The organism is Trinickia sp. Z7 (assembly GCF_056498045.1).
Window position 1 is genome coordinate 302,808 of record NZ_JAUEQW010000004.1, and the last position, 21,065, is coordinate 323,872.

Here is a 21,065-nt window from a genome sequence, read left to right on the forward strand (position 1 = left end):
GCGCCTTGCCCAGCTTGCTTTCCCACCTTCGACGGAGACTGTCATGACAGCTGTTGCCACTGCCACGCGCGTGCTTGCCTGGTTCGAAATTCCCGCACTCGATTTCGCGCGCGCCGTGCGTTTCTACGAGGCCGCACTCGACGCTCCGCTGCGGCGAGAAGTGTTCGGCGGCATGCCGATGGCCGTGTTCGCGCACGAACACGAAGCGACGGGCGGCGCCATCGTCTGCAACCCGCGCGATATGCGACCGTCGGTGACGGGTGACGGCGTTGCCGTCTACCTGAACGCCGAACCCACGCTACAGGCCACACTCGATCGAATCGAGCCGGCCGGCGGCAAGATCGACGGCTCGATCGTCGAATTGCCGAACGACATCGGGTACATCGCCTTCTTCATCGATACGGAGGGCAACCGGGTCGGCCTGCATTCGCGTCATCTGCGTTGAGCATTACACTTGCGCCATGAGCCGACGCGCCGATCGCTTGTTCCAAATCGCCGAATTGCTGCGCGGCCGGCGTTTGACGACCGCGCAGCAATTGGCCGAATGGCTGCGGGTATCGCAGCGCACCGTGTATCGGGACGTGCGCGACCTGCAATTGTCGGGCGTGCCGATCGAGGGCGAAGCCGGTATCGGCTACCGGCTCAGCCGCTCGGCCAGCCTGCCGCCCTTGACCTTTACGGCCGAGGAGCTGGCGGCGCTGGCGGCGGGCGCGCGCATGATCGAGACCTGGGGCGGCGCCGCGCTGGCGAGCGGCGCGCGCAGCGCCCTGGCGAAGGTGGCTTCGGCCATGCCGGCCGACAAACGCGCGACCCTCGAGCGACTTGCCGTCTTCGCGCCGTCGTTTCACATCGACCGCGAGTTTTCCGAGAAGGTCGACACGCTGCACCGCGCCGTCGATACGCGCCATATCGTCAGCTTCGCCTACCGCGATCGGCAGGGCGCTTGCACGCAGCGGCGGATCTGGCCGCTCAGCCTCGTCTATTGGGGCGGACGCTGGACCGTCGGCGCTTGGTGCGAGCTACGCGGCGATTTCCGCAATTTCGACATCGCGCAAATGACGAGCGTCGAGCAAAACGAGTCGTTTCCCGACATCGAAGGACGGCGGCTCGCCGATTACCTACGGCGGGTCGAAGCGCCATCGGAGCAAAAGGCGTCACACGCGCGCGCGTCGGTGAAAACCTAGCGCGCGCTCACGCCAACCTGCGGGTCCGAACCGGCTGACGGAACGGGACCCTCGTCGCGGCGCCGGTCAACGCCCGAACGGCAGCCGGCGCAGGGGCCTCATTCGACAGCCTTCACCATATCTTCGATGACTTTCTTCGCATCGCCGAAGACCATCATCGTCTTGTCCATATAGAACAGCTCGTTGTCGAGCCCGGCATAGCCCGCCGCCATCGACCGCTTGTTGACGATCACCGTGCGTGCCTTGTACGCCTCGATGATCGGCATGCCGGCGATCGGCGATTTCGGATCGTTCTTGGCCGCGGGATTGACGACGTCGTTGGCGCCGAGCACCAGCACGACATCGGTCTGGCCGAACTCGTTGTTGATGTCCTCCATCTCGTAGACGAGGTCGTACGGCACTTCGGCCTCGGCAAGCAGCACGTTCATGTGTCCCGGCATCCGGCCCGCGACCGGGTGAATGGCGTAACGCACGTCCACGCCCTTCTCGATGAGCTTGTCGGTCAACTCCTTGAGCGCATGCTGCGCGCGCGCCACGGCCAACCCATAGCCGGGCACGATGACGACCGACTCCGCGTTGCCGAGCATGAACGAGGCGTCTTCGGCCGAACCCGACTTCACGGGCCGCTGTTCCCCCGTCCCGCCGGCAGCCGTCGCACCCGGCTCTGCACCGAACCCGCCGAGCAACACGTTGAAGAACGAGCGATTCATCGCATGGCACATGATGTACGACAGGATCGCACCCGAGGAGCCGACGAGCGAGCCCGCAATGATCAGCATCGCGTTGTTCAGCGAAAAGCCGATACCGGCCGCGGCCCACCCCGAATAGGAGTTGAGCATCGACACGACGACGGGCATGTCCGCGCCGCCGATCGGGATGATGATGAGCACCCCGAGCGCGAACGCGATGAGCGTCATGATGATGAACGGCAGCCACGATTGCGTCAGGAAGAAGATGATGCCGAAGCCGAGCATGCCGAGCGCGAGCATCAGATTGATCAGATGCTGGCCCGGATAGACCACCGGCGCGCCCTGAAACAAGCGGAACTTGTATTTGCCCGACAGCTTGCCGAACGCGATGACCGAACCGCTGAACGTGATGGCGCCAACGAACGTGCCGATGAACAACTCGATGCGGTTGCCGTACGGCAGGAAGCTCGCATCGGGCGCATCGGGCGGCACGAGCCCGAACGCAGCCGGCTCGCTGACGACGGCATAGGCAATCGCCACGGCGGCCAAACCGATGAGCGAATGCATGGCGGCAACGAGTTCAGGCATCTTCGTCATTTCGACGCGCGCGGCCACATAGGCGCCTACCGCCCCGCCCACGACGAGCGCCGCGAACAGCAAGCCGAGCCCGAGCGCGAGGTTCGAGCCGAGCAGCGCCGCTTGTTTGACGATGAGCGCGATCGTGGTCAGGATCGCGATCGCCATGCCGGCCATGCCGAATAGATTGCCGGCGCGCGCGCTCTTCGGGTTGGACAGCCCCTTGAGCGCTTGAATGAAACAGACCGACGCGAGCAGATACAGCAGCGTAACGAGGTTCATGCTCATTTACGCACCCCCCTTCTTCGTCTCTTTCTTCGGCTCTTTTTTCTTGAACATCTCGAGCATGCGCCGCGTCACGAGAAAGCCGCCGAACACGTTGACGGCCGCAAGCAGCACGGCGAACGTGCCGAAGAACTTACCCGGGCCGCCGATGGTGAGACCGGTTGCGAGCATGGCGCCGACGATCACGATGGCAGAAATCGCATTGGTCACGGCCATGAGCGGCGTATGCAGCGCGGGCGTCACGTTCCAGACCACGTGATAGCCGACATAGACGGCCAGCACGAAGATGATCAGGTTGATGACGGTATGGTTGATGAGTTCCATCGCCTCGCTCCTTATGCCGGCTTGCGGGTCACGGCGCCGTCGCGGGCCAGCAACGTGGCCGCAACGATGTCGTCGTTCATGTCGATGTTCAGCGCACCCTCCTTCGTGACGATCAACTTCAGAAAGTCGAACAGATTGCGCGCATAGAGCGAAGAAGCGTCGGCCGCGACCATCGCCGGCAGGTTCGTATGGCCCACGATGGTGACCCCGTGCTTGGTCACGACCTTATCGGGCTCGGTGAGCGGGCAATTGCCGCCGCGCACGCCCGGCACGCCCGCCAGCTCGGCGCCGCGGCCTGCGGCCAAATCGACGACGACCGAGCCGGGACGCATGGCCTGCACCGTTTCGGGCGGCAACAGCGTGGGAGCGTCACGCCCGGGGATCAATGCCGTCGTGATGACGATGTCGGCCGCCTTGGCGCGCTCGTGAACGGCCGCGGACTGGCGTGCGAGCCACGAGGGCGGCATGGGCCGAGCGTAGCCGCCGACGCCTTCGGCCGCTTCGCGCTCCTCCTGCGTCTCGAACGGCACGTCGATGAACTTCGCGCCGAGCGATTCGATTTGCTCCTTGACGGCGGGGCGCACGTCGGACGCCTCGATCACGGCGCCCAGGCGTCGCGCCGTGGCGATCGCCTGCAAGCCCGCGACGCCGGCGCCGAGAATCAGCACGCGCGCGGCCTTGACGGTGCCCGCGGCCGTCATCAGCATCGGCATGAAACGCGGATAGAGATCCGCCGCGATCAGCACGGCCTTGTAGCCCGCGATATTCGCCTGGGAGGACAAGACGTCGAGGCTTTGTGCGCGCGTCGTACGCGGCGCGGCTTCGAGCGCGAACGCCGTGAGGCCCGCTTGCGCGATGCGCTCGGCATTCGAGGCGTTGAACGGATCGAGCATGCCCACCAAGACGGCGCCGCGCTTGACGAATGCAAGCTCGGTTTCGCTGGGCGACTGCACTTTGAGGACGAGATCGGCGCCCAACGCCGCGTCGGCTTCGACAAGTTCGGCACCGGCGGCTGCGTAAGCGTCGTCGGTGAAGCTGGCGGCCGCTCCCGCGCCGCGCTCGATCGTGACGCGATGCCCTGCCTGGACGTACTTCTTGACCGTCTCGGGCGTCGCGGCGACGCGCGCTTCGTGCGCATGCGTCTCGGCTGGCACTCCGATGTGCATCGTTGAATCCTCCTCACCTGCTCGTGATTGAAGCGAAGATGGGCCGACGATGCTGCGCCGACTCCATCGTTTGAATACGATTACACGGCTGCAAGAACACGCTGGGCCGCGCCAAGCGGGCGCTCTGCTCGCGGGCAGGCCCCCTTGGCGATGGCGCCATGCGCGCCTGGCACGGCCACGGCACGCTGAGCGTCACTTTAACCGAAGTCGCCCCGACTCGAAAAAAATCGGTGCCATAAAGCAGGAGACAGCCGAACGCGGCCTGAAGCGGTGCCGAGCCGCCCAAGCCGCCGCCGCTCTCGCAAGCAGTGGCGCGCGTGATTCGCGTCATTCGGTGATCGACGGGCACCGGACCGGGGCCGGGCGCGAGCCTGCCCGGCAGCGCCGTCCGTCAACCGGTAAAATGGCGCCCATGAAACAGGAACGCTGGGCGCCCCACGTGACCGTGGCGGCAGTCGTCGAACGAGAAGGCCGTTTTCTGGTCGTCGAGGAACGAACGTCCGAAGGTTTGCGCATCAATCAGCCAGCCGGGCACCTCGAGCCGGGCGAGACGCTGACGCAGGCCGTCGTGCGCGAAACGATCGAGGAAACCGCGCATCGGTTCGTGCCGCAAGCGCTCGTCGGCGCTTACATGATGCATGTCGAGCGCTCGGACGGCCGAGCCGCCACCTACCTGCGCTTCACGTTTTGCGGCCAGCCGGAGCCGGCGGCTGCCGCGGGTGCGCTCGACGAAGGCATCGTGCGCACCTTGTGGCTCACGGCCGACGAGCTGCGCGCCTGTCGCGAGCGGCATCGCACGCCGCTCGTCATGCGCTCGCTCGACGATTACCTCGCGGGCCGGCGTTTTCCGCTCGACTTCGTGCATACGCACTCGGTCGGGCCTTCCAACGGCAAGTAACAGCCAAGCAGTCGGTCATGCGTTCAATGGGTAAGCAAAGAGTCGTGGTGGGCATGTCGGGGGGCGTCGATTCGTCGGTGACCGCGTGGCTGCTCAAGCAAGCCGGGTACGACGTCGTCGGCCTGTTCATGAAGAACTGGGAAGACGACGACGACAGCGAGTACTGCTCTACGCGGCAGGACTGGATCGACGTCGTCTCGGTGGCCGATTTGATCGGCATCGATGTCGAAGCCGTCAATTTCGCGGCCGAGTACAAGGAGCGCGTGTTCTCCGAATTCCTGCGCGAATACTCGGCCGGCCGCACGCCGAATCCCGACGTGCTGTGCAATGCCGAAATCAAGTTCAAGGCGTTCCTCGATCACGCGATGGCGCTCGGCGCCGAGACCATCGCAACGGGCCACTATGCGCGCGTGCGCGAGGTGGGCGGCCGCTTCGAGCTGCTCAAGGCGAAGGACCTCACGAAAGATCAGTCGTATTTCCTGCATCGGCTGAACCAGGCCCAGTTGTCCAAGACGCTGTTCCCGCTAGGCGAGATTCCGAAGACCGAAGTGCGGGCGATCGCCGCATCGATCGGCCTGCCCAATGCGAAGAAAAAGGATTCGACGGGCATTTGCTTCATCGGCGAGCGGCCGTTTCGAGATTTCCTCAATCGCTACCTGCCCACCCAGCCGGGCCCGATGAAGACGCCGGACGGCACGATCGTGGGCGAGCACGTCGGGCTCGCGTTCTATACGCTCGGGCAGCGCAAGGGGATCGGGATCGGCGGCAGCAAGGCTGGCAGCGGGGAACCGTGGTTCGTCGCGAGCAAAGACATGGCCAGCAACACGCTGTACGTCGTGCAGGGCCACGACCACGATTGGCTGCTCTCGCGCACGCTCGTTGCCGGCAATACGAGCTGGGTGTCGGGCGCCGCGCCCGAGCCGGGCATGCGCTTCGGCGCGAAAACGCGATATCGGCAAGCCGACGCCGCGTGCGCGTTCGCCGGGTTGGATGCGAGCGGCGACGGCGAACGCTTCACTCTGGCATTCGACGAACCGCAATGGGCCGTCACGCCCGGCCAGTCCGCCGTGCTCTACGACGGCGACGTGTGCCTCGGCGGAGGAATCATCGAATCGGCGCAAACGGGCGCCGGCGCGACCGCTCCTTCAAGCACCAACGCGCGAGTGGCGATGCCGGCTGCGGGGTGAGCCGCGACGATCAAGCCGCCGGCTCGATGGATGCCTTCGCGTACGATTCGCGTTCGATTTCGACGACTTGCGCGGAAAGCTGAAGGTGAACGCCCGACGGCGCGCCGCAGCGCGCCTTCAAGACGGACAGCACTCGCTCCGACAACGCGCGCCGAGTCTCGAGCGTCCGCCCGCTCAGTATCGAGAGCGTCGTATGAACGAATGCGCGGGGCTCGCTCGACGTGCCCACAAGAAAGGCGTCGCGCCGAACGCACCGGCTCTTGATGTCGATCTCGACGGGGAAATGGCCGGAGGTAGCCAGCGATTCGTTGAGCGCAAGCAAAGTGGCCTCGGCATCGAAGGCGCCGAGGGTTGCTGAGTACTCGAGTATCAAGTGAGGCATGGGTTTAGGCGTGAGGGTCGATAGGTGTCGGCCAAGGCCGCGCATCCAGCTAGCGAAAGCGCGACGCGGGCAATCGCACCGGCTAGCGCCGGGCGATGCGCGTCAATTGGGATTGGGTTGTGTGTCGACGAACGATTGCCGCTGCGAAAGCTTGGCGAAGTGCTTGTCCAAATTCGGATACTGCCCCCGCCAATCCAAATCGGGCATGCGGAAATCGAGATAACCGAGTGCGCAGCCGACGGCGACATCGGCCAATGTGTAGTGGTTGTTCGCGCACCACGGCTGACCGGCGAGCCCTTGCGACATGGCCACGAGCCCCTCGTCGATTTTGCGCTGCTGGCGCGCCACCCAGCCTTCGTTGCGTTGGCTTGCCTCGCGCTGGGTGCCCTCGAGCCGGATCAGCACGGCCGCGTCCAGCATGCCGTCGGCGAGCGCTTCCCAGCAGCGCACTTCGACCCGCTCTCGGCCCGACTGCGGAATCAGCTTTCCGACGGGCGAAAGCATATCGACATACTCGCAAATCACGCGCGAATCGAATACGGCTTCCCCATCTTCCATCACGAGACACGGCACCTTGCCGATGGGATTGAACGTATGAATGGTCGACTCGGGCGACCAGACATCCTCGAGCACGAATTGATAGTCGATCTTCTTTTCGGCGAGCACGATCCGCGCCTTACGGACGAAGGGGCTCGCCAGCGAACCGATTAATTTCATCATCTGCCTTTCTCTCATGAAAACACCGGACCGCCCTCGAAACGGCTTTCGCGTCCGCCGCGTCGTGCGCGCGGCGCGCTTGCGCTGCGCAGGCGACGGGGGCCTCGCGCAACGCCAGTCGGGCAGGCCCTCTGAAGTGCGAGAAAGAGTATAACGTCGCCGACGCCCAAAACGGCGTGTGCCCGCGCCAACATGTCTATTCGGCCGCCACCTAGGCGCCGCGCGTGCCTGGCTAACCCGCCCCAATTGAGCAGTACAATCGCGCCATGAACACGCCGACCGAATTCCCCATTGCCGTCTCCGTCTACCAAGCACGGCGCGAACGCCTGCTCGCCGCCATGCGCGCCGCGGGCGGCGGCGTCGCGCTCGTGCCGACGGCGCCCGAAGCGCTGCGCAACCGCGATACCGACTATCCGTACCGCCACGACAGCTATTTCTACTACCTGAGCGGCTTTACCGAGCCGCAGTCGTTCGTGGTCCTCGATGCGACCGCGCAGGCAGGGGAGCCGGCCTCGATCCTGTTTTGCCGAACGAAAGACGCCGAGCGCGAAACGTGGGAGGGGTTCCACTACGGCCCCGAGGCGGCGCGCGAAGCATTCGGCTTCGACGCCGCGTTTCCGATCGAGGCGCTCGACACACAGTTGCCGCGCATCATCGGCAACGCACCGGCGCTCTTCTACGGCTTCGGCCGCTCCGGGGAGCTAGACGGCCAAGTGCGGCGCTGGCTCGACGCCGTTCGCGGGCAGAGCCGCAGCGGTGTCGTCCCGCCACTGAAGCTCATCGACTTGATGCCGCTGCTCGACGACATGCGCCTCATCAAGGAAGAGCACGAACTGGCGATCATGCACGAGGCCGCGCGCATTTCCGCTCGAGGGCATCGGCGGGCCATGCAGGCATGCCGTCCGGGCATGCGCGAATACGAGCTCGAAGCCGAGCTGCTTTACACGTTCCGCCGCCATGGCGCCCAGGCGCCGGCGTACGGGTCGATCGTCGCGGCAGGCGCCAACGCGTGCGTGCTGCACTACCCCGCGGGCAATGCCGTGTTGCGCGACGGCGACCTCGTGCTGATCGACGCCGCCTGCGAGCTCGACGGCTACGCTTCGGACATCACGCGCACGTTTCCGGCGAACGGCCGCTTCTCGGGGCCGCAGCGCGAGCTGTACGACATCGTGCTCGCCGCGCAGCAGGCCGCCATCGACGCCACACGCCCCGGCGTCAGCTTCGAAGCGCCGCACGACGCGGCCGTGCGCGTGCTCGCGCAAGGGCTGCTCGATACCGGCATCGTCGATCGCAGCAAGTTCTCGACGGTCGACGATGTGGTCGCCGAACGCGCCTATTCGCGCTTTTACATGCATCGCACGGGCCATTGGATCGGCATGGACGTGCATGACTGCGGCGACTACCGCGAGCGCACGGCCCTGCCCGACGCCGAAGGCGCCCTGCCCTGGCGCACGTTGCGTGCGTCGATGGCGCTGACGATCGAGCCGGGACTGTACGTGCGCGCCGCGGCCGACGTGCCCGAAGCCTATTGGAACATCGGCATCCGCATCGAGGACGACGCGATCGTCACCGAAGGCGGCTGCGTGCTGCTTACCCGCGACGTCCCGGTCGAAGCCGACGCGATCGAAGCGCTCATGCGCGAGGCCGTCCAGGAACCCGGCGCGGCGTGAACCATGAGCGACGTTCGCCCCTTGCCCAGTCCGCATGAATTCGACGTGACGATCGTCGGCGCGGGGCCGGTCGGCCTCGCGCTGGCAGCCTGGCTCGCGCGGCGCGGCGCGAGTGCGTCGCTTTCGGTTGCGCTCGTCGACGCGCGCGAGCCCGAGGCGGCCGCGGGCGATCCACGCGCGATCGCCATTTCCGAGGGCAGCCGCATGCTGCTCGAGCCGTTCGGCGCCTGGCCGGCCGACGCCAACGCGATCGAGCGCATCCATGTATCCCAGCGCGGCCGCTTCGGCCGAACGTTGATCGAGCGCGCCGAGCACGGCTTGCCGGCGCTCGGCTACGTGGCACGCTACGGTTCGATCGTTCACGCCTTGGCGCTCGCCGTGCGCCGCACTCGAACGCATTGGTTCACGCCATGCCGCGCGTTGCCGCCGCAGGTTGACGCCGGCGACGAATTCGCGACGCTGCCGATCCAAAGCGCGCACGTGCAGCGAACGCTGCGCACGCGAGTGCTGATCAACGCCGAAGGGGGGCTTTACGGCGAGACCTCGAACGCCAAGCGTGCTGCGCGCGACTACGGCCAAACCGCCATTGTCGGTATCGTCAGCGTCTCGGCTGCGCAACCGCACGTGGCGTGGGAGCGCTTCACGGACGAAGGCCCCATCGCCCTGCTGCCGATGGGGGGCGTGCGGCAGGCAGACTACGCGCTCGTCTGGTGTATGCAGCCGGCGCAGGCGGCGCGCCGCGGCGCACTATCCGATGCGCAGCTACTGACCGAACTGGGCGCAGCCTTCGGCGAGCGCATGGGCCGCTTCGAATCGATCAAGGGGCGGGCGGCGTTTCCGCTCGGACTCGTCGCGGCGCAAACGTTGGTCGAGGGGCGCATGGCCTTCATCGGCAATGCGGCGCAAACGCTGCATCCCGTTGCCGGACAGGGGCTCAATTTGGGTCTGCGCGACGCGCACGCCCTTGCCGATGCGCTGGCCCACGCGGGCGCGACGCCCGAAGCGCTGGCGGAATTCGCGCGCAGACGTGCGCTCGACCGCCGCCTGACGATCGGGGCAACGGATGCGCTCGCGCGGCTGTTCACCGTCGACTTCGGCCCGCTCGCGGCCTTGCGCGGCGTTGCCCTGACCGCCCTCGAGTGCCTGCCTGCCGCCAAAACGGCGCTCGCGCGGCAGATGATGTTCGGCCAGCGGCGTTAGCCCGCCCGGTCCGATATTGCGGCCGGCCGCCACCCGGCTATGTCGTTCGTACCGGCCCGGCGCGCTCCCGGTCCGCGGTTAACGGTAAAATGCACGTTTCCCTGGTCGCCTTCCCGCGCCCGCGCCACCGCCGCGCGGGCAGCCGCTCCTTTCCATGATGCCTACGCTCCTCGGCTCGCACACTCTGCGCAACAACCTTTTCGTCGCCCCGATGGCGGGCGTGACGGATCGGCCGTTCCGTCAACTGTGCAAGCGGCTCGGCGCGGGCTATGCGGTATCGGAGATGGTCGCCTCCAACGCCCAGCTCTGGAAAAGCGAGAAGACCATGCGCCGCGCGAACCATGCGGGCGAGGTCGAACCGATCGCCGTGCAAATCGCCGGGGCCGATCCCTCGATGATGGCCGAGGCGGCCCGCTACAACGTTCAAAACGGCGCGCAGATCATCGACATCAACATGGGCTGCCCAGCCAAGAAGGTGTGCAACGTCGCCGCCGGATCGGCGTTGTTGCAAAACGAGCCGCTCGTCGTGCGCATCGTCGAGGCCGTGGTGAATGCAGTGGGCGTCGGCCCCGACGCCGTGCCCGTGACGCTGAAGATTCGCACGGGTTGGAACCGCGAGAACCGCAATGCGGTGCGCATCGCGCAACTGGCCGAGGCCGCCGGCGTGTCGATGCTGACCGTCCACGGCCGCACCCGCGCCGATCTCTACCACGGCGAGGCGGAGTACGACACGATCGCGGCCGTGAAAGCGGCCGTGCGCATTCCAGTCGTCGCGAACGGCGACATCGATTCGCCGCCCAAGGCGCGCGCCGTGCTGGCCGCGACGGGCGCCGACGCGATCATGATCGGCCGGGCGGCCCAAGGACGGCCGTGGCTCTTTCGGGAAATCGAGCATTTCTTGGCGACGGGCGAGTTGCTGCCGCCGCCGCGCATCGCCGAAATCCGACAAGTGATGAACGAGCACCTCGAAGATCACTACGCGTTTTACGGCGAGTTCACGGGCGTGCGCACGGCGCGCAAGCACATCGGCTGGTACACTCGCGGCCTTTCCGGCGCCAATTCGTTCCGGCACCGGATGAACACGCTCGATACCACACGCGACCAGCTCGATGCCGTCAACGGATTTTTCGACGAGCAAGAGGCCTTGTCGGACCGCCTCGTCTATGTCGATGAAGCCGCCGAACGCGCCGAGCCGAACCGAAACGAACCCTTAGCAGCATGAGCAAGCACAATATCGAACAATGCGTCCGCGACAGCCTGGGCATGTACTTCCAGGACCTCGACGGCGCCAATCCGCACGACGTCTATGACATGGTGATGTCATGCGTCGAGAAACCGATGCTCGAGGTGGTGCTCGAGCGGGCCGGCGGCAATCAGTCGCTGGCCGCCGATTACCTCGGCATCAACCGCAACACGTTGCGCAAGAAGCTGCAGCAGCATGGGCTGCTGTGACGTGCGCCGCCTCGTTCCCTTTCGGCCTTCGTTCTCATCATGATCAAGCAAGCGCTCATTTCCGTTTCCGATAAGTCCGGCATCGTGCAATTCGCTCGTTCGTTGTCGGCGCTCGGCGTCAAGATTCTGTCCACGGGCGGCACGGCGAAGCTGCTCGCCGACGCCGGCCTCCAGGTCACGGAAGTGGCCGATTACACCGGCTTTCCCGAGATGCTCGACGGCCGCGTGAAAACGCTCCACCCGAAAGTTCACGGCGGCATCCTCGCGCGGCGCGATCTGCCCGAGCACATGGCCGCGCTCGAAGCCCATTCGATTCCGACGATCGATCTGCTCGTCGTGAACCTGTACCCGTTCGTCGCCACCGTGTCGAAAGACGAATGCACGCTCGAAGACGCAATCGAGAACATCGATATCGGCGGCCCGACGATGCTGCGCTCGGCGGCCAAGAACCACCGCGACGTCACGGTCGTCGTCGATCCGGCCGACTACGAGACGGTGCTCGAGGAGATGCGCGCGAACGGCAACACCGTCGGTTACGCCACGAATTTCCGTCTGGCGACGAAAGTGTTCGCGCATACGGCGCAATACGACGGCGCGATCACGAACTACCTGACGAGCCTGACCGACACGCTGCAACATTCGTCGCGCGTGGCGTATCCGAACACGCTGAACCTCGCGTTCGACAAGGTTCAGGACTTGCGTTATGGCGAGAATCCGCATCAGAGCGCGGCGTTCTATCGCGAGCTGAAGGTGCCCGCCGGCGCGTTAGCCGGTTATCGCCAATTGCAGGGTAAAGAGCTGTCGTACAACAACATCGCCGATGCCGATGCGGCGTGGGAGTGCGTGAAGACGTTCGATGCGCCCGCTTGCGTCATCATCAAGCACGCGAACCCGTGCGGCGTGGCGGTTGCCGCGGGCCCGGCCGAGGCCTACGCAAAAGCATTCCAGACCGATCCCACCTCCGCGTTCGGGGGCATCATCGCGTTCAACCGCGAAGTGGACGAAGCGGCAGCTCAGGCCGTCTCGAAACAGTTCGTCGAAGTGCTGATCGCACCGTCGCTGAGCGACGGTGCCAAGCAAGTGCTCGCCGCCAAGCAAAACGTGCGCGTGCTCGAGATCGCATTGGGCGACGGTCAAAATGCGTTCGATTTCAAGCGCGTCGGCGGCGGCCTGCTCGTGCAGTCGCCCGATGCGAAGAACGTCCTGCCGCGCGATTTGCGCGTGGTGACCAAGCGTCATCCGACTCCGCAGGAGATGGACGATCTGATGTTCGCTTGGCGCGTCGCCAAGTTCGTGAAGTCCAATGCGATCGTGTTCTGCGGCAAGGGCATGACGCTCGGGGTAGGCGCGGGTCAGATGAGCCGTGTCGATTCGGCGCGCATTGCGAGCATCAAGGCGGAAAACGCGGGGCTTTCGTTGCAGGGCTCCGCCGTGGCATCCGATGCGTTTTTCCCGTTCCGCGACGGCCTCGACGTTGTCGTCGCCGCCGGCGCGAGCTGCGTCATCCAGCCGGGCGGCTCGGTGCGCGACGACGAAGTGATCGCCGCGGCCGACGAACACAATATCGCGATGGTGGTGACGGGCGTCAGACATTTCCGTCATTGACGAGCCGTAGACGGCGTTGCCAAACAGCGCATCGCAGCGTGACGAAACCCGGCAGTCGAACCGCCGGGTTTTTTTATGCCCGCAATACGTCGTCGCCTTCATCTGTCGGTCCGATGCTTCCCCCGCTACCGTGGCGTAACGCCATCGGTATCCGGCGCCGCAATAGGCGCGCCGCGCGGTTCCCTGTAGTATCTCAGGCACTTCGTCCGATTTTTATTCATGAGAATCCTCGGCATCGATCCTGGTTTGCGTGTGACGGGTTTTGGCGTCATCGAGCAAACGGGGCAACGGCTCACCTATGTGACGAGCGGCGTCATTCGCACGACCGACGGCGATCTGCCGTCCCGCCTCGGCACGATCTTCGACGGCATCTCGGCGCTGATCCGCCAGCACACCCCCGATCAGTCGGCCATCGAAAAGGTGTTCGTCAACGTCAACCCGCAATCGACGCTGCTGCTCGGTCAAGCGCGCGGCGCCGCGATTTGCGGCCTCGTCGCGGGCGGGGTGCCGGTGGCCGAATACACCGCGCTGCAACTGAAACAGGCTGTCGTGGGCTACGGCCGCGCAACGAAGGAGCAGATGCAGCAAATGGTGGTGCGCTTGCTGAGCCTATCGGGCATGCCGGGAACCGACGCCGCCGACGCACTGGGCATGGCCATTTGCCACGCGCACGGGGGCAGCACGCTCGAAACGCTGGGGGGCATTGCGCCCGCCCTCGCCAAGAAAGGCTTGCGCGTGCGTCGCGGGCGGCTGGTGGGCTAGGGCTCGTTCGCGGCCCTGGCGCGAGGTCGAATATTTCGGGACCGCCGAGCTCAGGTGAAACGTCTGGTGCTACAGTTCGTGCTCGCCACCGGCCTGACCGTGCCCCTTTCGTTATCCTACGAACCAGCAATGCATCGTCACGCTCGAAGCGATCGCCTTCAATCACAGTCACGTCACGCTAAGCGCTCCCCGCCATGATCGGTCGTATCGCCGGCATCCTGCTCGAAAAGAACCCGCCCCACCTGCTCGTCGATTGCAACGGCGTCGGCTATGAAGTCGACGTGCCGATGAGCACCTTTTACAACTTGCCGTCCACGGGCGAGAGAGTCGTCCTGCTGACGCAGCTCATCGTGCGCGAAGACGCGCACCTGCTGTACGGCTTCGGCACGGCGCAAGAACGCGCCACGTTCCGCGAGTTGCTCAAGATCAGCGGCATCGGCGCACGCATGGCGTTGGCGGTGCTCTCGGGCATGAGCGTGCAAGAGCTCGCTCATGCGGTCACGTTGCAGGATGCTGCGCGTCTCACGCGCGTTCCGGGCATCGGTAAAAAAACGGCCGAACGGCTGCTACTCGAACTGAAGGGCAAGCTCGGCGCCGATATAGGCGCGGCAGCAGCGGCCGCATCGCAGTCGGATCACGCGTCGGACATCCTGAACGCCCTACTCTCACTCGGCTATTCGGAGAAGGAAGCGCTCGCGGCGATCAAAAACGTACCGGCGGGCACCGGCGTCTCCGAGGGCATCAAGCTCGCCCTCAAGGCGCTGTCGAAGGCGTAGCGCCGGGCGGCCCCGCGCGCACGCCGGGCCGCTCGCCTTGGGCGCCTGGGCCGAGCGCAAATAGCTGCGCCATGCGGCCAGGAAAGCGCTCGCAAGCGCTTTCCCACGCGCTCGGCTAAGCAGCCGGCGCGCGCGGTACAATCGCCCATATGATCGAAACCGACAAGCTCGCCGCCGAGCGCATCATTTCCGCGACACCCGCGTCAACGCACGAAGAGGCCTTCGAGCGGGCGCTGCGTCCGCGTCAACTCGACGAATACGTCGGCCAGGAAAAGGTGCGCGGGCAGCTCGAAATCTTCATCGAAGCGGCAAAACGACGCTCCGAAGCGCTCGACCACGTCTTGCTGTTCGGGCCGCCCGGCCTAGGCAAGACCACGCTTGCGCACATCATCGCGCGCGAAATGGGTGTCAACCTGCGCCAAACGTCGGGGCCGGTGCTCGAACGCGCGGGCGATTTGGCGGCGCTGCTCACGAATTTGGAAGCGAACGACGTTCTGTTCATCGACGAAATTCACCGGCTCTCGCCCGTGGTCGAGGAAATCCTGTACCCGGCGCTGGAGGATTACCAGATCGACATCATGATCGGCGAAGGGCCGGCCGCGCGCAGCGTCAAGCTCGATCTGCAGCCGTTTACGCTCGTCGGCGCGACGACGCGCGCTGGCATGTTGACGAACCCTCTGCGCGATCGCTTCGGCATCGTCGCGCGGCTGGAGTTTTATGACGCCGAGCAACTCTCGCGCATCGTACGACGCTCCGCAGCGCTGCTCGGTGCGCAACTTCATTCCGAAGGCGCGTTCGAAATCGCCAAGCGGTCCCGGGGCACGCCGCGGATCGCCAACCGTCTGCTGCGCCGCGTGCGCGACTATGCCGAGGTCAAGGCCGACGGTACGATCACGGCGGGCGTAGCCGATGCGGCGTTGGCCATGCTCGACGTCGACCCGGTCGGTTTCGATCTGATGGACCGCAAGTTGCTCGAAGCGATCTTGCACAAGTTCGACGGCGGCCCTGTCGGCGTCGACAATCTCGCTGCCGCTATCGGCGAAGAGCGCGACACGATCGAAGACGTGCTCGAGCCTTATCTAATCCAGCAAGGCTATTTGCAGCGCACGCCGCGCGGGCGCGTCGCGACGCTGGCCGCCTATCGCCACTTCGGCCTCGCCGCGCCCGATGCATCGAGCACCGTGCGTACGCTGTGGGACGACGAAGCGAACGGATAGGCGCGCGTCTCTCACGTCGTCCCGCTCAAACCCGCGAGGCCGTATCGCCATGTACGAGCAGGCAAACCGCCACCGAGACCGGCACCACATGGCGCAGGCCCCCTGGATCATGCGCATGCGCGAGCGTGTCTCGCAAAGCGTCCTCAGTGTGACTAGCGGCAGCGGCCCCACGCTCGATTATGCGAACCCGCCGGGCGATCCCGGCCTGTTCGGCCCCGATTCCGTCTGCTGGCGCGTGCATGCCGATTTCACATCGATGATGATCGGCGGCGTGAGCGCCTTGATGCTTCAGGCGCTGCATCCGCTCGCACTGGCCGGGGTATGGGACCATTCGTCGTTTCGCACCGACATGCGTGGGCGTCTGCGGCGCACGGCCACCTTCATCGCGGGCACGACTTACGGCGCGCGCAAGGACGCCCTCGCACTGATCGAACGCGTCAAGCGCATCCATCTCTCGGTGACAGGCATCGCGCCCGACGGCCGCCCCTACCGCGCGAGCGACCCGGCGCTCTTGACCTGGGTTCATGTCGCGGAAGTGTCGAGCTTTCTGGCGGCGTATCTGCGTTACGTGGACCCATCGCTTTCCGCCGAGCAGCAAGACCGCTACTACGCGGAAGTGGCCTCCATCGCCAATATGCTCGGTGCGACCGACGTGCCCGAAACGCGTGAGCAGGTGGCCGCCTACCTGGAATCGATGCGGCCGCAGCTCGAGGCCAACTCGCGCACGCTCGAAGTCGTGCGCATTTTGCGGCGCGCCGCGCCGCCCGACCGTCCGCTCATGCGGCCGGCGGTGAAGCTGATGCTGAACGCCGGCGTCGATCTGCTGCCCGATTGGGCTCAGGCGATGCTCGGTTTCAACTCGTTGGCACGGATGCGGGCAGCGCTGGCGCGTCCCGGCGTGCGGATGGTGGCGCCCGTCATTCGATGGGCGCACGTGAATGCCGTTTCCAAGCGCGCGCGGCGGCGGGCAGCGGCGTCATCGCCCTAGCCCTCCCGCCTCGCCAGTCCGTCGTCATCGCTCGCGGCGGACAAGTGCGCGATGTCGGCCCAACCCAGCACACGCGCCGTGCCGTCTTCGGCATACTCGACGGTGTTGATGCTCGTATTGAGCAGCGGATAATTGCGCGCAGCGTCGAGCGGCAGGCCGCAGGCATGTCGGTACACGCAATCGAGCACCCCGCCATGCGTCACACAGGCGATACGGCTGTCAGGATGCGCGCGCACGATCTCGTCCACGGCATGCAGCACTCGGTGGTAGAACGAGCGCACCGATTCGCCGCCCTGCGGCGCAAACCCCGGGTCGCGCGTTTGCCAGCGCGCATAGTCGTCGGGATAGCGTTGCGCGATCTCGCGGCTGTCGTGCCCTTGGAACACGCCGTATGCGCGCTCGCGCAACCCTTCGACCAGCCTCAGACTTAAGCCGAGCGCAGTTGCCACGCCCTGCGCCGTTTGCTTAGCACGCCGTAAATCGCTCGAATAAATCGCATCGAGGCGCGCGACATCGCGGGCGTCGCGCGCCAGCCGTTCGGCCAGGCGCTGCGCCTGCTCGATACCGCTTTCGGCCAACGGGATATCGATATGGCCTTGAATGCGCTTGATACGATTCCAGTCCGTCTCGCCATGTCGAATGAAAAGCACTTGGGTAGGCATCGGCAGCGCCAGCGGGAAAATAGCGAACGGGGGGAAGTCAGGGCCGCGTTTGCAGCCAGAACGTCACGGGGCCGTCGTTGACGAGCGAAACCCGCATCATCGCACCGAATTCGCCGGTTTCGACGATCGAATGGCGAGCGCGCGCGGACGCGACGAAGTAGTCGAACAGTCGCTTGCCCTCCTCCGGCGCCGCGGCCGGCGTGAAGCTCGGCCGCAAACCGCTGTTCGTTTCGGCTGCCAGCGTGAATTGGGACACGAGCAGCAAGCCGCCGGCTTGGCCCGCGCCATCGATGTTCGTGACCGGCAGGTTCATCTTGCCGGCCGCATCGCTGAAGACCCGGTACCCGAGAACTTTGGCAAGCAACTTGTCGGCGCTTGCCTCGGTGTCGCCGCGCTCGGCGCAGACGAGCGCCAGCAGGCCCGGGCCGATCTGCCCGGTGACGCGCTCGCCCACTCGCACGCTGGCTTCGGCTACACGCTGTATCAGCGCGATCATCGCCCCGCTCCGCAGCGATGTGCGCCCGTGCCGCGACGCTTGCTCGAACGGCGGATCGTCATCGCGCCCCAGCCCTTCATGCGGTCAGCGTGACGCGCGCGAAGCGGCGCTTGCCGACCTGAACCACGTATTCGCCCGCTTCGAGCTTGAGCGCTCTATCGGAAATCACCGTGCCATCGATCCGCACGCCACTTTGATCGATATTGCGCAGCGCCTCGCTCGTGGACGGCACGAGCCCGGCCTGCTTGAGCAATTGGCCGATGCCGAGCGGCGCGCCGCCGAGCGTGACCGAAACGATGTCATCGGGCACCCCGCCCTTGGCGCGGTGATTGAAATCCTCGAGCGCGCGCTCGGCGTCGGCTTGCGAATGAAAACGGGCGACGATCTCCTGGGCGAGCATGACTTTGAAGTCGCGAGGGTTGCGTCCCTCTTCCGCTTCGCGCCGAAAGCGCGCGATTTCGTCCAGGCTGCGAAACGAGAGCAATTCGAAGTAGCGCCACATCAGCGTGTCGGAAATGCTCATGAGCTTGCCGAACATGTCGCCCGGCTTTTCGCTGATGCCGACGTAGTTGTTCTTCGACTTGGACATCTTGTCGACGCCGTCGAGGCCTTCGAGCAACGGCATCGTCAAAATGCATTGCTGTTCCTGCCCGTACTGCTTTTGCAATTCCCGCCCGACGAGCAGGTTGAACTTCTGATCGGTGCCGCCAAGCTCGAGGTCGGCGTTGAGCGCAACCGAATCGTAGCCTTGCATCAGCGGGTAGAGAAATTCGTGGACCGAGATCGGCACGCCGCTTTGAAAGCGCTTCGTGAAATCGTCGCGCTCGAGCATGCGCGCCACGGTGTAGCGCGAAGCAAGCTTGATCATGCCGTCGGCGCCGAGCGGCATCGACCATTCGCTGTTGTAGCGGATCTCGGTCTTTTCCCGGTCGAGCACCAGCGCGGCCTGCTCGAAGTACGTCTTGGCGTTCGATTCGATCTGCTCGCGCGTGAGCGGCGGACGGGTTGCGTTACGGCCCGAAGGATCGCCGATCAACGAGGTGAAATCGCCGATCAGGAAAATGACGTGATGGCCGAGATCTTGCAGCTGCCGCATCTTGTTCAGCACGACCGTGTGCCCGATGTGGATGTCGGGCGCAGTCGGGTCGAGCCCGAGCTTGATGCGCAGCGGCGTACCCGTCGCCGCGCTGCGCGCGAGCTTCTGCGCGAACTCGTCTTCGATCAGGAGTTCATCGGCGCCGCGTTTGGCGACGGCGAGCGCGTGCCGCACTTCATCGGTGATCGGCAGCGGCATGGCAGGCTTGGAGGAAGACTCGGTGCTCATCTTGAAATCGGTTGGTCCGCGTTGATCCGGCTGGCGGATAGTGCAAAAGCCGTAATTGTCCCATATCTGGGCCGCCTGCTAGCGTTCCGGGTCGCACGTGCAACGATGCGCGGCCGTTAGCGCGCCCTCTCGATCTCGCGGATAATCGGCCTGGCAAACGGGCGCGGGACGCCTTGTTCGGGTCAGATCATGGCCCGTAATCACGACGAGGAGCGGCAATTGGTGGCGAGCACGCAGCAAACGGGCGCCGACGGCGTGTACTTCGGCCTGATGTCGGGCACGAGCATGGACGGGGTCGACGGCATCGCCGTTCAATTGCGCACCGGCGAGGCGCCGCGCGTGCTGGCCGATGCGTTCGTCGGCTTTGCCGACGGCCTGCGCGATGCGCTATTCGCACTGCAGCAGCCGGGCGACAACGAAATCGAGCGCGAAGCGCTGGCCGCCTCGGCGCTCGCGGCTCGGTACGCCGTCTGCTGCCACGAACTGCTGCGTAGCGCCAACCTCGCGCCCACTAGCGTGCGGGCGATCGGCGTGCACGGACAAACGGTGCGCCACCGTCCCGAGAAAGGCTACACACGCCAAATCAACAACCCCGCCTTGCTCGCGGAAATGACCCATATCGATGTCGTGGCGGATTTCCGTAGCCGCGACGTCGCTGCAGGCGGCCAAGGCGCACCGCTCGTGCCCGCCTTTCACGCTCAGGTTTTCGGCGCCGAGGACGAAACGCGCGTTGTCTGCAATCTGGGCGGCATCAGCAACATCACCGTGTTGCCGCCCGCGCGCGCACGAGCGCAGTCCCGCGGCGGCGAGCCAGTGACAGCGGCGGACGGCCATGCCGTGCGCGGCTTCGATTGCGGCCCGGCAAACGTGCTGCTCGACGAATGGGCGCATCGCCATCTGGGAACCCCGTACGACGAAGCAGGACGATTCGCGGCAGGTGGGGCTGTGAACCAAGCGCTGCTGAACACCCTGCTCGACGAGCCCTTTTTCGAGCAAGCGCCGCCCAAGAGCACCGGGCGAGACCTATTCAACAGCGAATGGCTCGATGCCAAACTCGCCGGCTTCGCATCGCTCGCTCCCGCGGACGTGCAAGCGACGCTCACTACGCTCACCGCCGTGAGCGTGGCACGCGAGATCGAGCGGCACGCGCCTGGGTGTCGCGCCGTCTACGTTTGCGGCGGCGGCGCCCGCAATCCCGAACTGTTGAAGGCGCTCGAGCGCGCGCTCGACCAAAGCGGCGTGAGCGGGGTACCCGTCATGACGACCGAAGTCCTCGGGGTGCCTCCCCATCATGTCGAGGCACTCGCATTTGCGTGGCTCGCGATGCGGTGTGTGGAGCGCGCGGCAGGCAACTTGCCGACGGTTACGGGCGCAGCCGGCGAGCGCGTGCTCGGCGCGATCTACCCGCGGTAGGAAAGCGTGCGGCGCGCCGCACCCAACGAAAAACGGGGCCGCAGCCCCGTTCAGCGATGCGAAGCGGGTCGTGCCGCTTCGCTCATGCACTC

20 protein-coding genes and 2 pseudogenes are annotated in these 21,065 nt (G+C 65.6%); 14 read left to right on the forward strand and 8 right to left on the reverse strand.

Annotated features, from left to right (window positions below):
• Positions 1 to 43: 43 nt before the first annotated feature.
• Both QQS38_RS10145 and QQS38_RS10150 read left to right on the forward strand, forming a co-directional pair.
• Positions 44 to 445, forward strand: coding sequence for a VOC family protein (locus QQS38_RS10145; protein ID WP_479645240.1), 402 nt, complete (start codon positions 44 to 46; stop codon positions 443 to 445).
• 13 nt (positions 446 to 458) lie between these two features.
• Positions 459 to 1,184, forward strand: a pseudogene (locus QQS38_RS10150) (helix-turn-helix transcriptional regulator); the annotation flags it as partial.
• A 98-nt stretch (positions 1,185 to 1,282) separates the two neighbouring features.
• Here QQS38_RS10150 and QQS38_RS10155 read toward each other — a convergent pair.
• Genes QQS38_RS10155 through QQS38_RS10165 form a run of 3 tightly spaced genes read right to left on the reverse strand, consistent with a single transcriptional unit; the run spans position 1,283 to position 4,224 of the window.
• Positions 1,283 to 2,737, reverse strand: coding sequence for an NAD(P)(+) transhydrogenase (Re/Si-specific) subunit beta (locus tag QQS38_RS10155; protein WP_479645241.1), 1,455 nt, complete (start codon positions 2,735 to 2,737; stop codon positions 1,283 to 1,285).
• Positions 2,738 to 3,058 carry a proton-translocating transhydrogenase family protein gene (locus QQS38_RS10160; protein ID WP_479645242.1) on the reverse strand — a complete coding sequence of 107 codons (321 nt, stop codon included), beginning with the start codon at positions 3,056 to 3,058 and terminating at the stop codon, positions 2,738 to 2,740.
• 11 nt (positions 3,059 to 3,069) lie between these two features.
• On the reverse strand, positions 3,070 to 4,224 hold the full coding sequence (locus QQS38_RS10165) for a Re/Si-specific NAD(P)(+) transhydrogenase subunit alpha (RefSeq protein WP_479645243.1): 1,155 nt from the start codon (positions 4,222 to 4,224) through the stop codon (positions 3,070 to 3,072).
• Positions 4,225 to 4,636: 412 nt separating this feature from the next.
• Between QQS38_RS10165 and QQS38_RS10170 the strand changes: the two are divergent.
• Together QQS38_RS10170 and mnmA are read left to right on the forward strand one after the other, a co-directional pair.
• Positions 4,637 to 5,156 (forward strand): annotated as a pseudogene (locus tag QQS38_RS10170) (NUDIX hydrolase).
• The gene (gene mnmA, locus QQS38_RS10175; RefSeq protein ID WP_479645378.1) at positions 5,149 to 6,309 is read left to right on the forward strand and encodes a tRNA 2-thiouridine(34) synthase MnmA; all 1,161 of its coding nucleotides are present in this window, start codon (positions 5,149 to 5,151) and stop codon (positions 6,307 to 6,309) included. The pseudogene QQS38_RS10170 and the gene mnmA overlap by 8 nt, the downstream one beginning before the upstream one ends.
• A gap of 10 nt (positions 6,310 to 6,319) precedes the next feature.
• Here mnmA and QQS38_RS10180 read toward each other — a convergent pair whose 3' ends face one another.
• On the reverse strand, positions 6,320 to 6,691 hold the full coding sequence (locus tag QQS38_RS10180) for a 5-carboxymethyl-2-hydroxymuconate Delta-isomerase (protein ID WP_479645244.1): 372 nt from the start codon (positions 6,689 to 6,691) through the stop codon (positions 6,320 to 6,322).
• Positions 6,692 to 6,793: 102 nt separating this feature from the next.
• A complete protein-coding gene (locus QQS38_RS10185; RefSeq protein WP_479645245.1) occupies positions 6,794 to 7,411 on the reverse strand; it encodes a glutathione S-transferase C-terminal domain-containing protein in 618 nt (205 codons plus the stop codon).
• 263 nt (positions 7,412 to 7,674) lie between these two features.
• Between QQS38_RS10185 and QQS38_RS10190 the strand changes: the two genes are divergently transcribed.
• The 9 genes from QQS38_RS10190 (at position 7,675) to QQS38_RS10230 (ending at position 17,078) form a co-directional block, all read left to right on the forward strand.
• Positions 7,675 to 9,078, forward strand: a complete 1,404-nt coding sequence (locus tag QQS38_RS10190) for an aminopeptidase P N-terminal domain-containing protein (RefSeq protein ID WP_479645246.1) — start codon at positions 7,675 to 7,677, stop codon at positions 9,076 to 9,078.
• A gap of 3 nt (positions 9,079 to 9,081) precedes the next feature.
• On the forward strand, positions 9,082 to 10,278 hold the full coding sequence (locus QQS38_RS10195) for a UbiH/UbiF/VisC/COQ6 family ubiquinone biosynthesis hydroxylase (protein ID WP_479645247.1): 1,197 nt from the start codon (positions 9,082 to 9,084) through the stop codon (positions 10,276 to 10,278).
• A 157-nt stretch (positions 10,279 to 10,435) separates the two neighbouring features.
• Positions 10,436 to 11,500 (forward strand): tRNA dihydrouridine synthase DusB, encoded by a 1,065-nt coding sequence (gene dusB, locus QQS38_RS10200; protein WP_479645379.1) that lies wholly within the window; start codon positions 10,436 to 10,438, stop codon positions 11,498 to 11,500.
• Positions 11,497 to 11,730 (forward strand): Fis family transcriptional regulator, encoded by a 234-nt coding sequence (locus QQS38_RS10205; RefSeq protein WP_102609481.1) that lies wholly within the window; start codon positions 11,497 to 11,499, stop codon positions 11,728 to 11,730. Before dusB ends, QQS38_RS10205 begins: the two co-directional genes overlap by 4 nt.
• 39 nt (positions 11,731 to 11,769) lie before the next feature.
• Entirely contained in the window at positions 11,770 to 13,335 is a 1,566-nt protein-coding gene (gene purH / locus QQS38_RS10210) for a bifunctional phosphoribosylaminoimidazolecarboxamide formyltransferase/IMP cyclohydrolase (protein WP_479645248.1), read from the forward strand.
• Between the two features lie 219 nt (positions 13,336 to 13,554).
• Entirely contained in the window at positions 13,555 to 14,097 is a 543-nt protein-coding gene (ruvC, locus tag QQS38_RS10215; RefSeq protein ID WP_479645249.1) for a crossover junction endodeoxyribonuclease RuvC, read from the forward strand.
• Between the two features lie 194 nt (positions 14,098 to 14,291).
• Positions 14,292 to 14,873, forward strand: coding sequence for a Holliday junction branch migration protein RuvA (ruvA, locus tag QQS38_RS10220; RefSeq protein ID WP_479645250.1), 582 nt, complete (start codon positions 14,292 to 14,294; stop codon positions 14,871 to 14,873).
• A 149-nt stretch (positions 14,874 to 15,022) separates the two neighbouring features.
• A complete protein-coding gene (ruvB, locus tag QQS38_RS10225) occupies positions 15,023 to 16,090 on the forward strand; it encodes a Holliday junction branch migration DNA helicase RuvB (protein WP_479645251.1) in 1,068 nt (355 codons plus the stop codon).
• 88 nt (positions 16,091 to 16,178) lie between these two features.
• Entirely contained in the window at positions 16,179 to 17,078 is a 900-nt protein-coding gene (locus tag QQS38_RS10230) for an oxygenase MpaB family protein (RefSeq protein ID WP_479645252.1), read from the forward strand.
• Here QQS38_RS10230 and QQS38_RS10235 read toward each other — a convergent pair.
• The 3 genes from QQS38_RS10235 to tyrS all read right to left on the reverse strand — a co-directional run bounded on the left by QQS38_RS10235 (position 17,075) and on the right by tyrS (position 19,560).
• Positions 17,075 to 17,740, reverse strand: a complete 666-nt coding sequence (locus tag QQS38_RS10235) for a histidine phosphatase family protein (RefSeq protein ID WP_479645253.1) — start codon at positions 17,738 to 17,740, stop codon at positions 17,075 to 17,077. The genes QQS38_RS10230 and QQS38_RS10235 overlap by 4 nt on opposite strands.
• 37 nt (positions 17,741 to 17,777) lie before the next feature.
• The gene (gene dtd, locus QQS38_RS10240) at positions 17,778 to 18,236 is read right to left on the reverse strand and encodes a D-aminoacyl-tRNA deacylase (RefSeq protein ID WP_479645254.1); all 459 of its coding nucleotides are present in this window, start codon (positions 18,234 to 18,236) and stop codon (positions 17,778 to 17,780) included.
• Between the two features lie 76 nt (positions 18,237 to 18,312).
• Positions 18,313 to 19,560 carry a tyrosine--tRNA ligase gene (gene tyrS, locus QQS38_RS10245; protein ID WP_479645255.1) on the reverse strand — a complete coding sequence of 416 codons (1,248 nt, stop codon included), beginning with the start codon at positions 19,558 to 19,560 and terminating at the stop codon, positions 18,313 to 18,315.
• Positions 19,561 to 19,749: 189 nt separating this feature from the next.
• Between tyrS and QQS38_RS10250 the strand changes: the two genes are divergently transcribed.
• The gene (locus QQS38_RS10250; RefSeq protein ID WP_479645256.1) at positions 19,750 to 20,973 is read left to right on the forward strand and encodes an anhydro-N-acetylmuramic acid kinase; all 1,224 of its coding nucleotides are present in this window, start codon (positions 19,750 to 19,752) and stop codon (positions 20,971 to 20,973) included.
• Positions 20,974 to 21,065 lie beyond the last annotated feature (92 nt).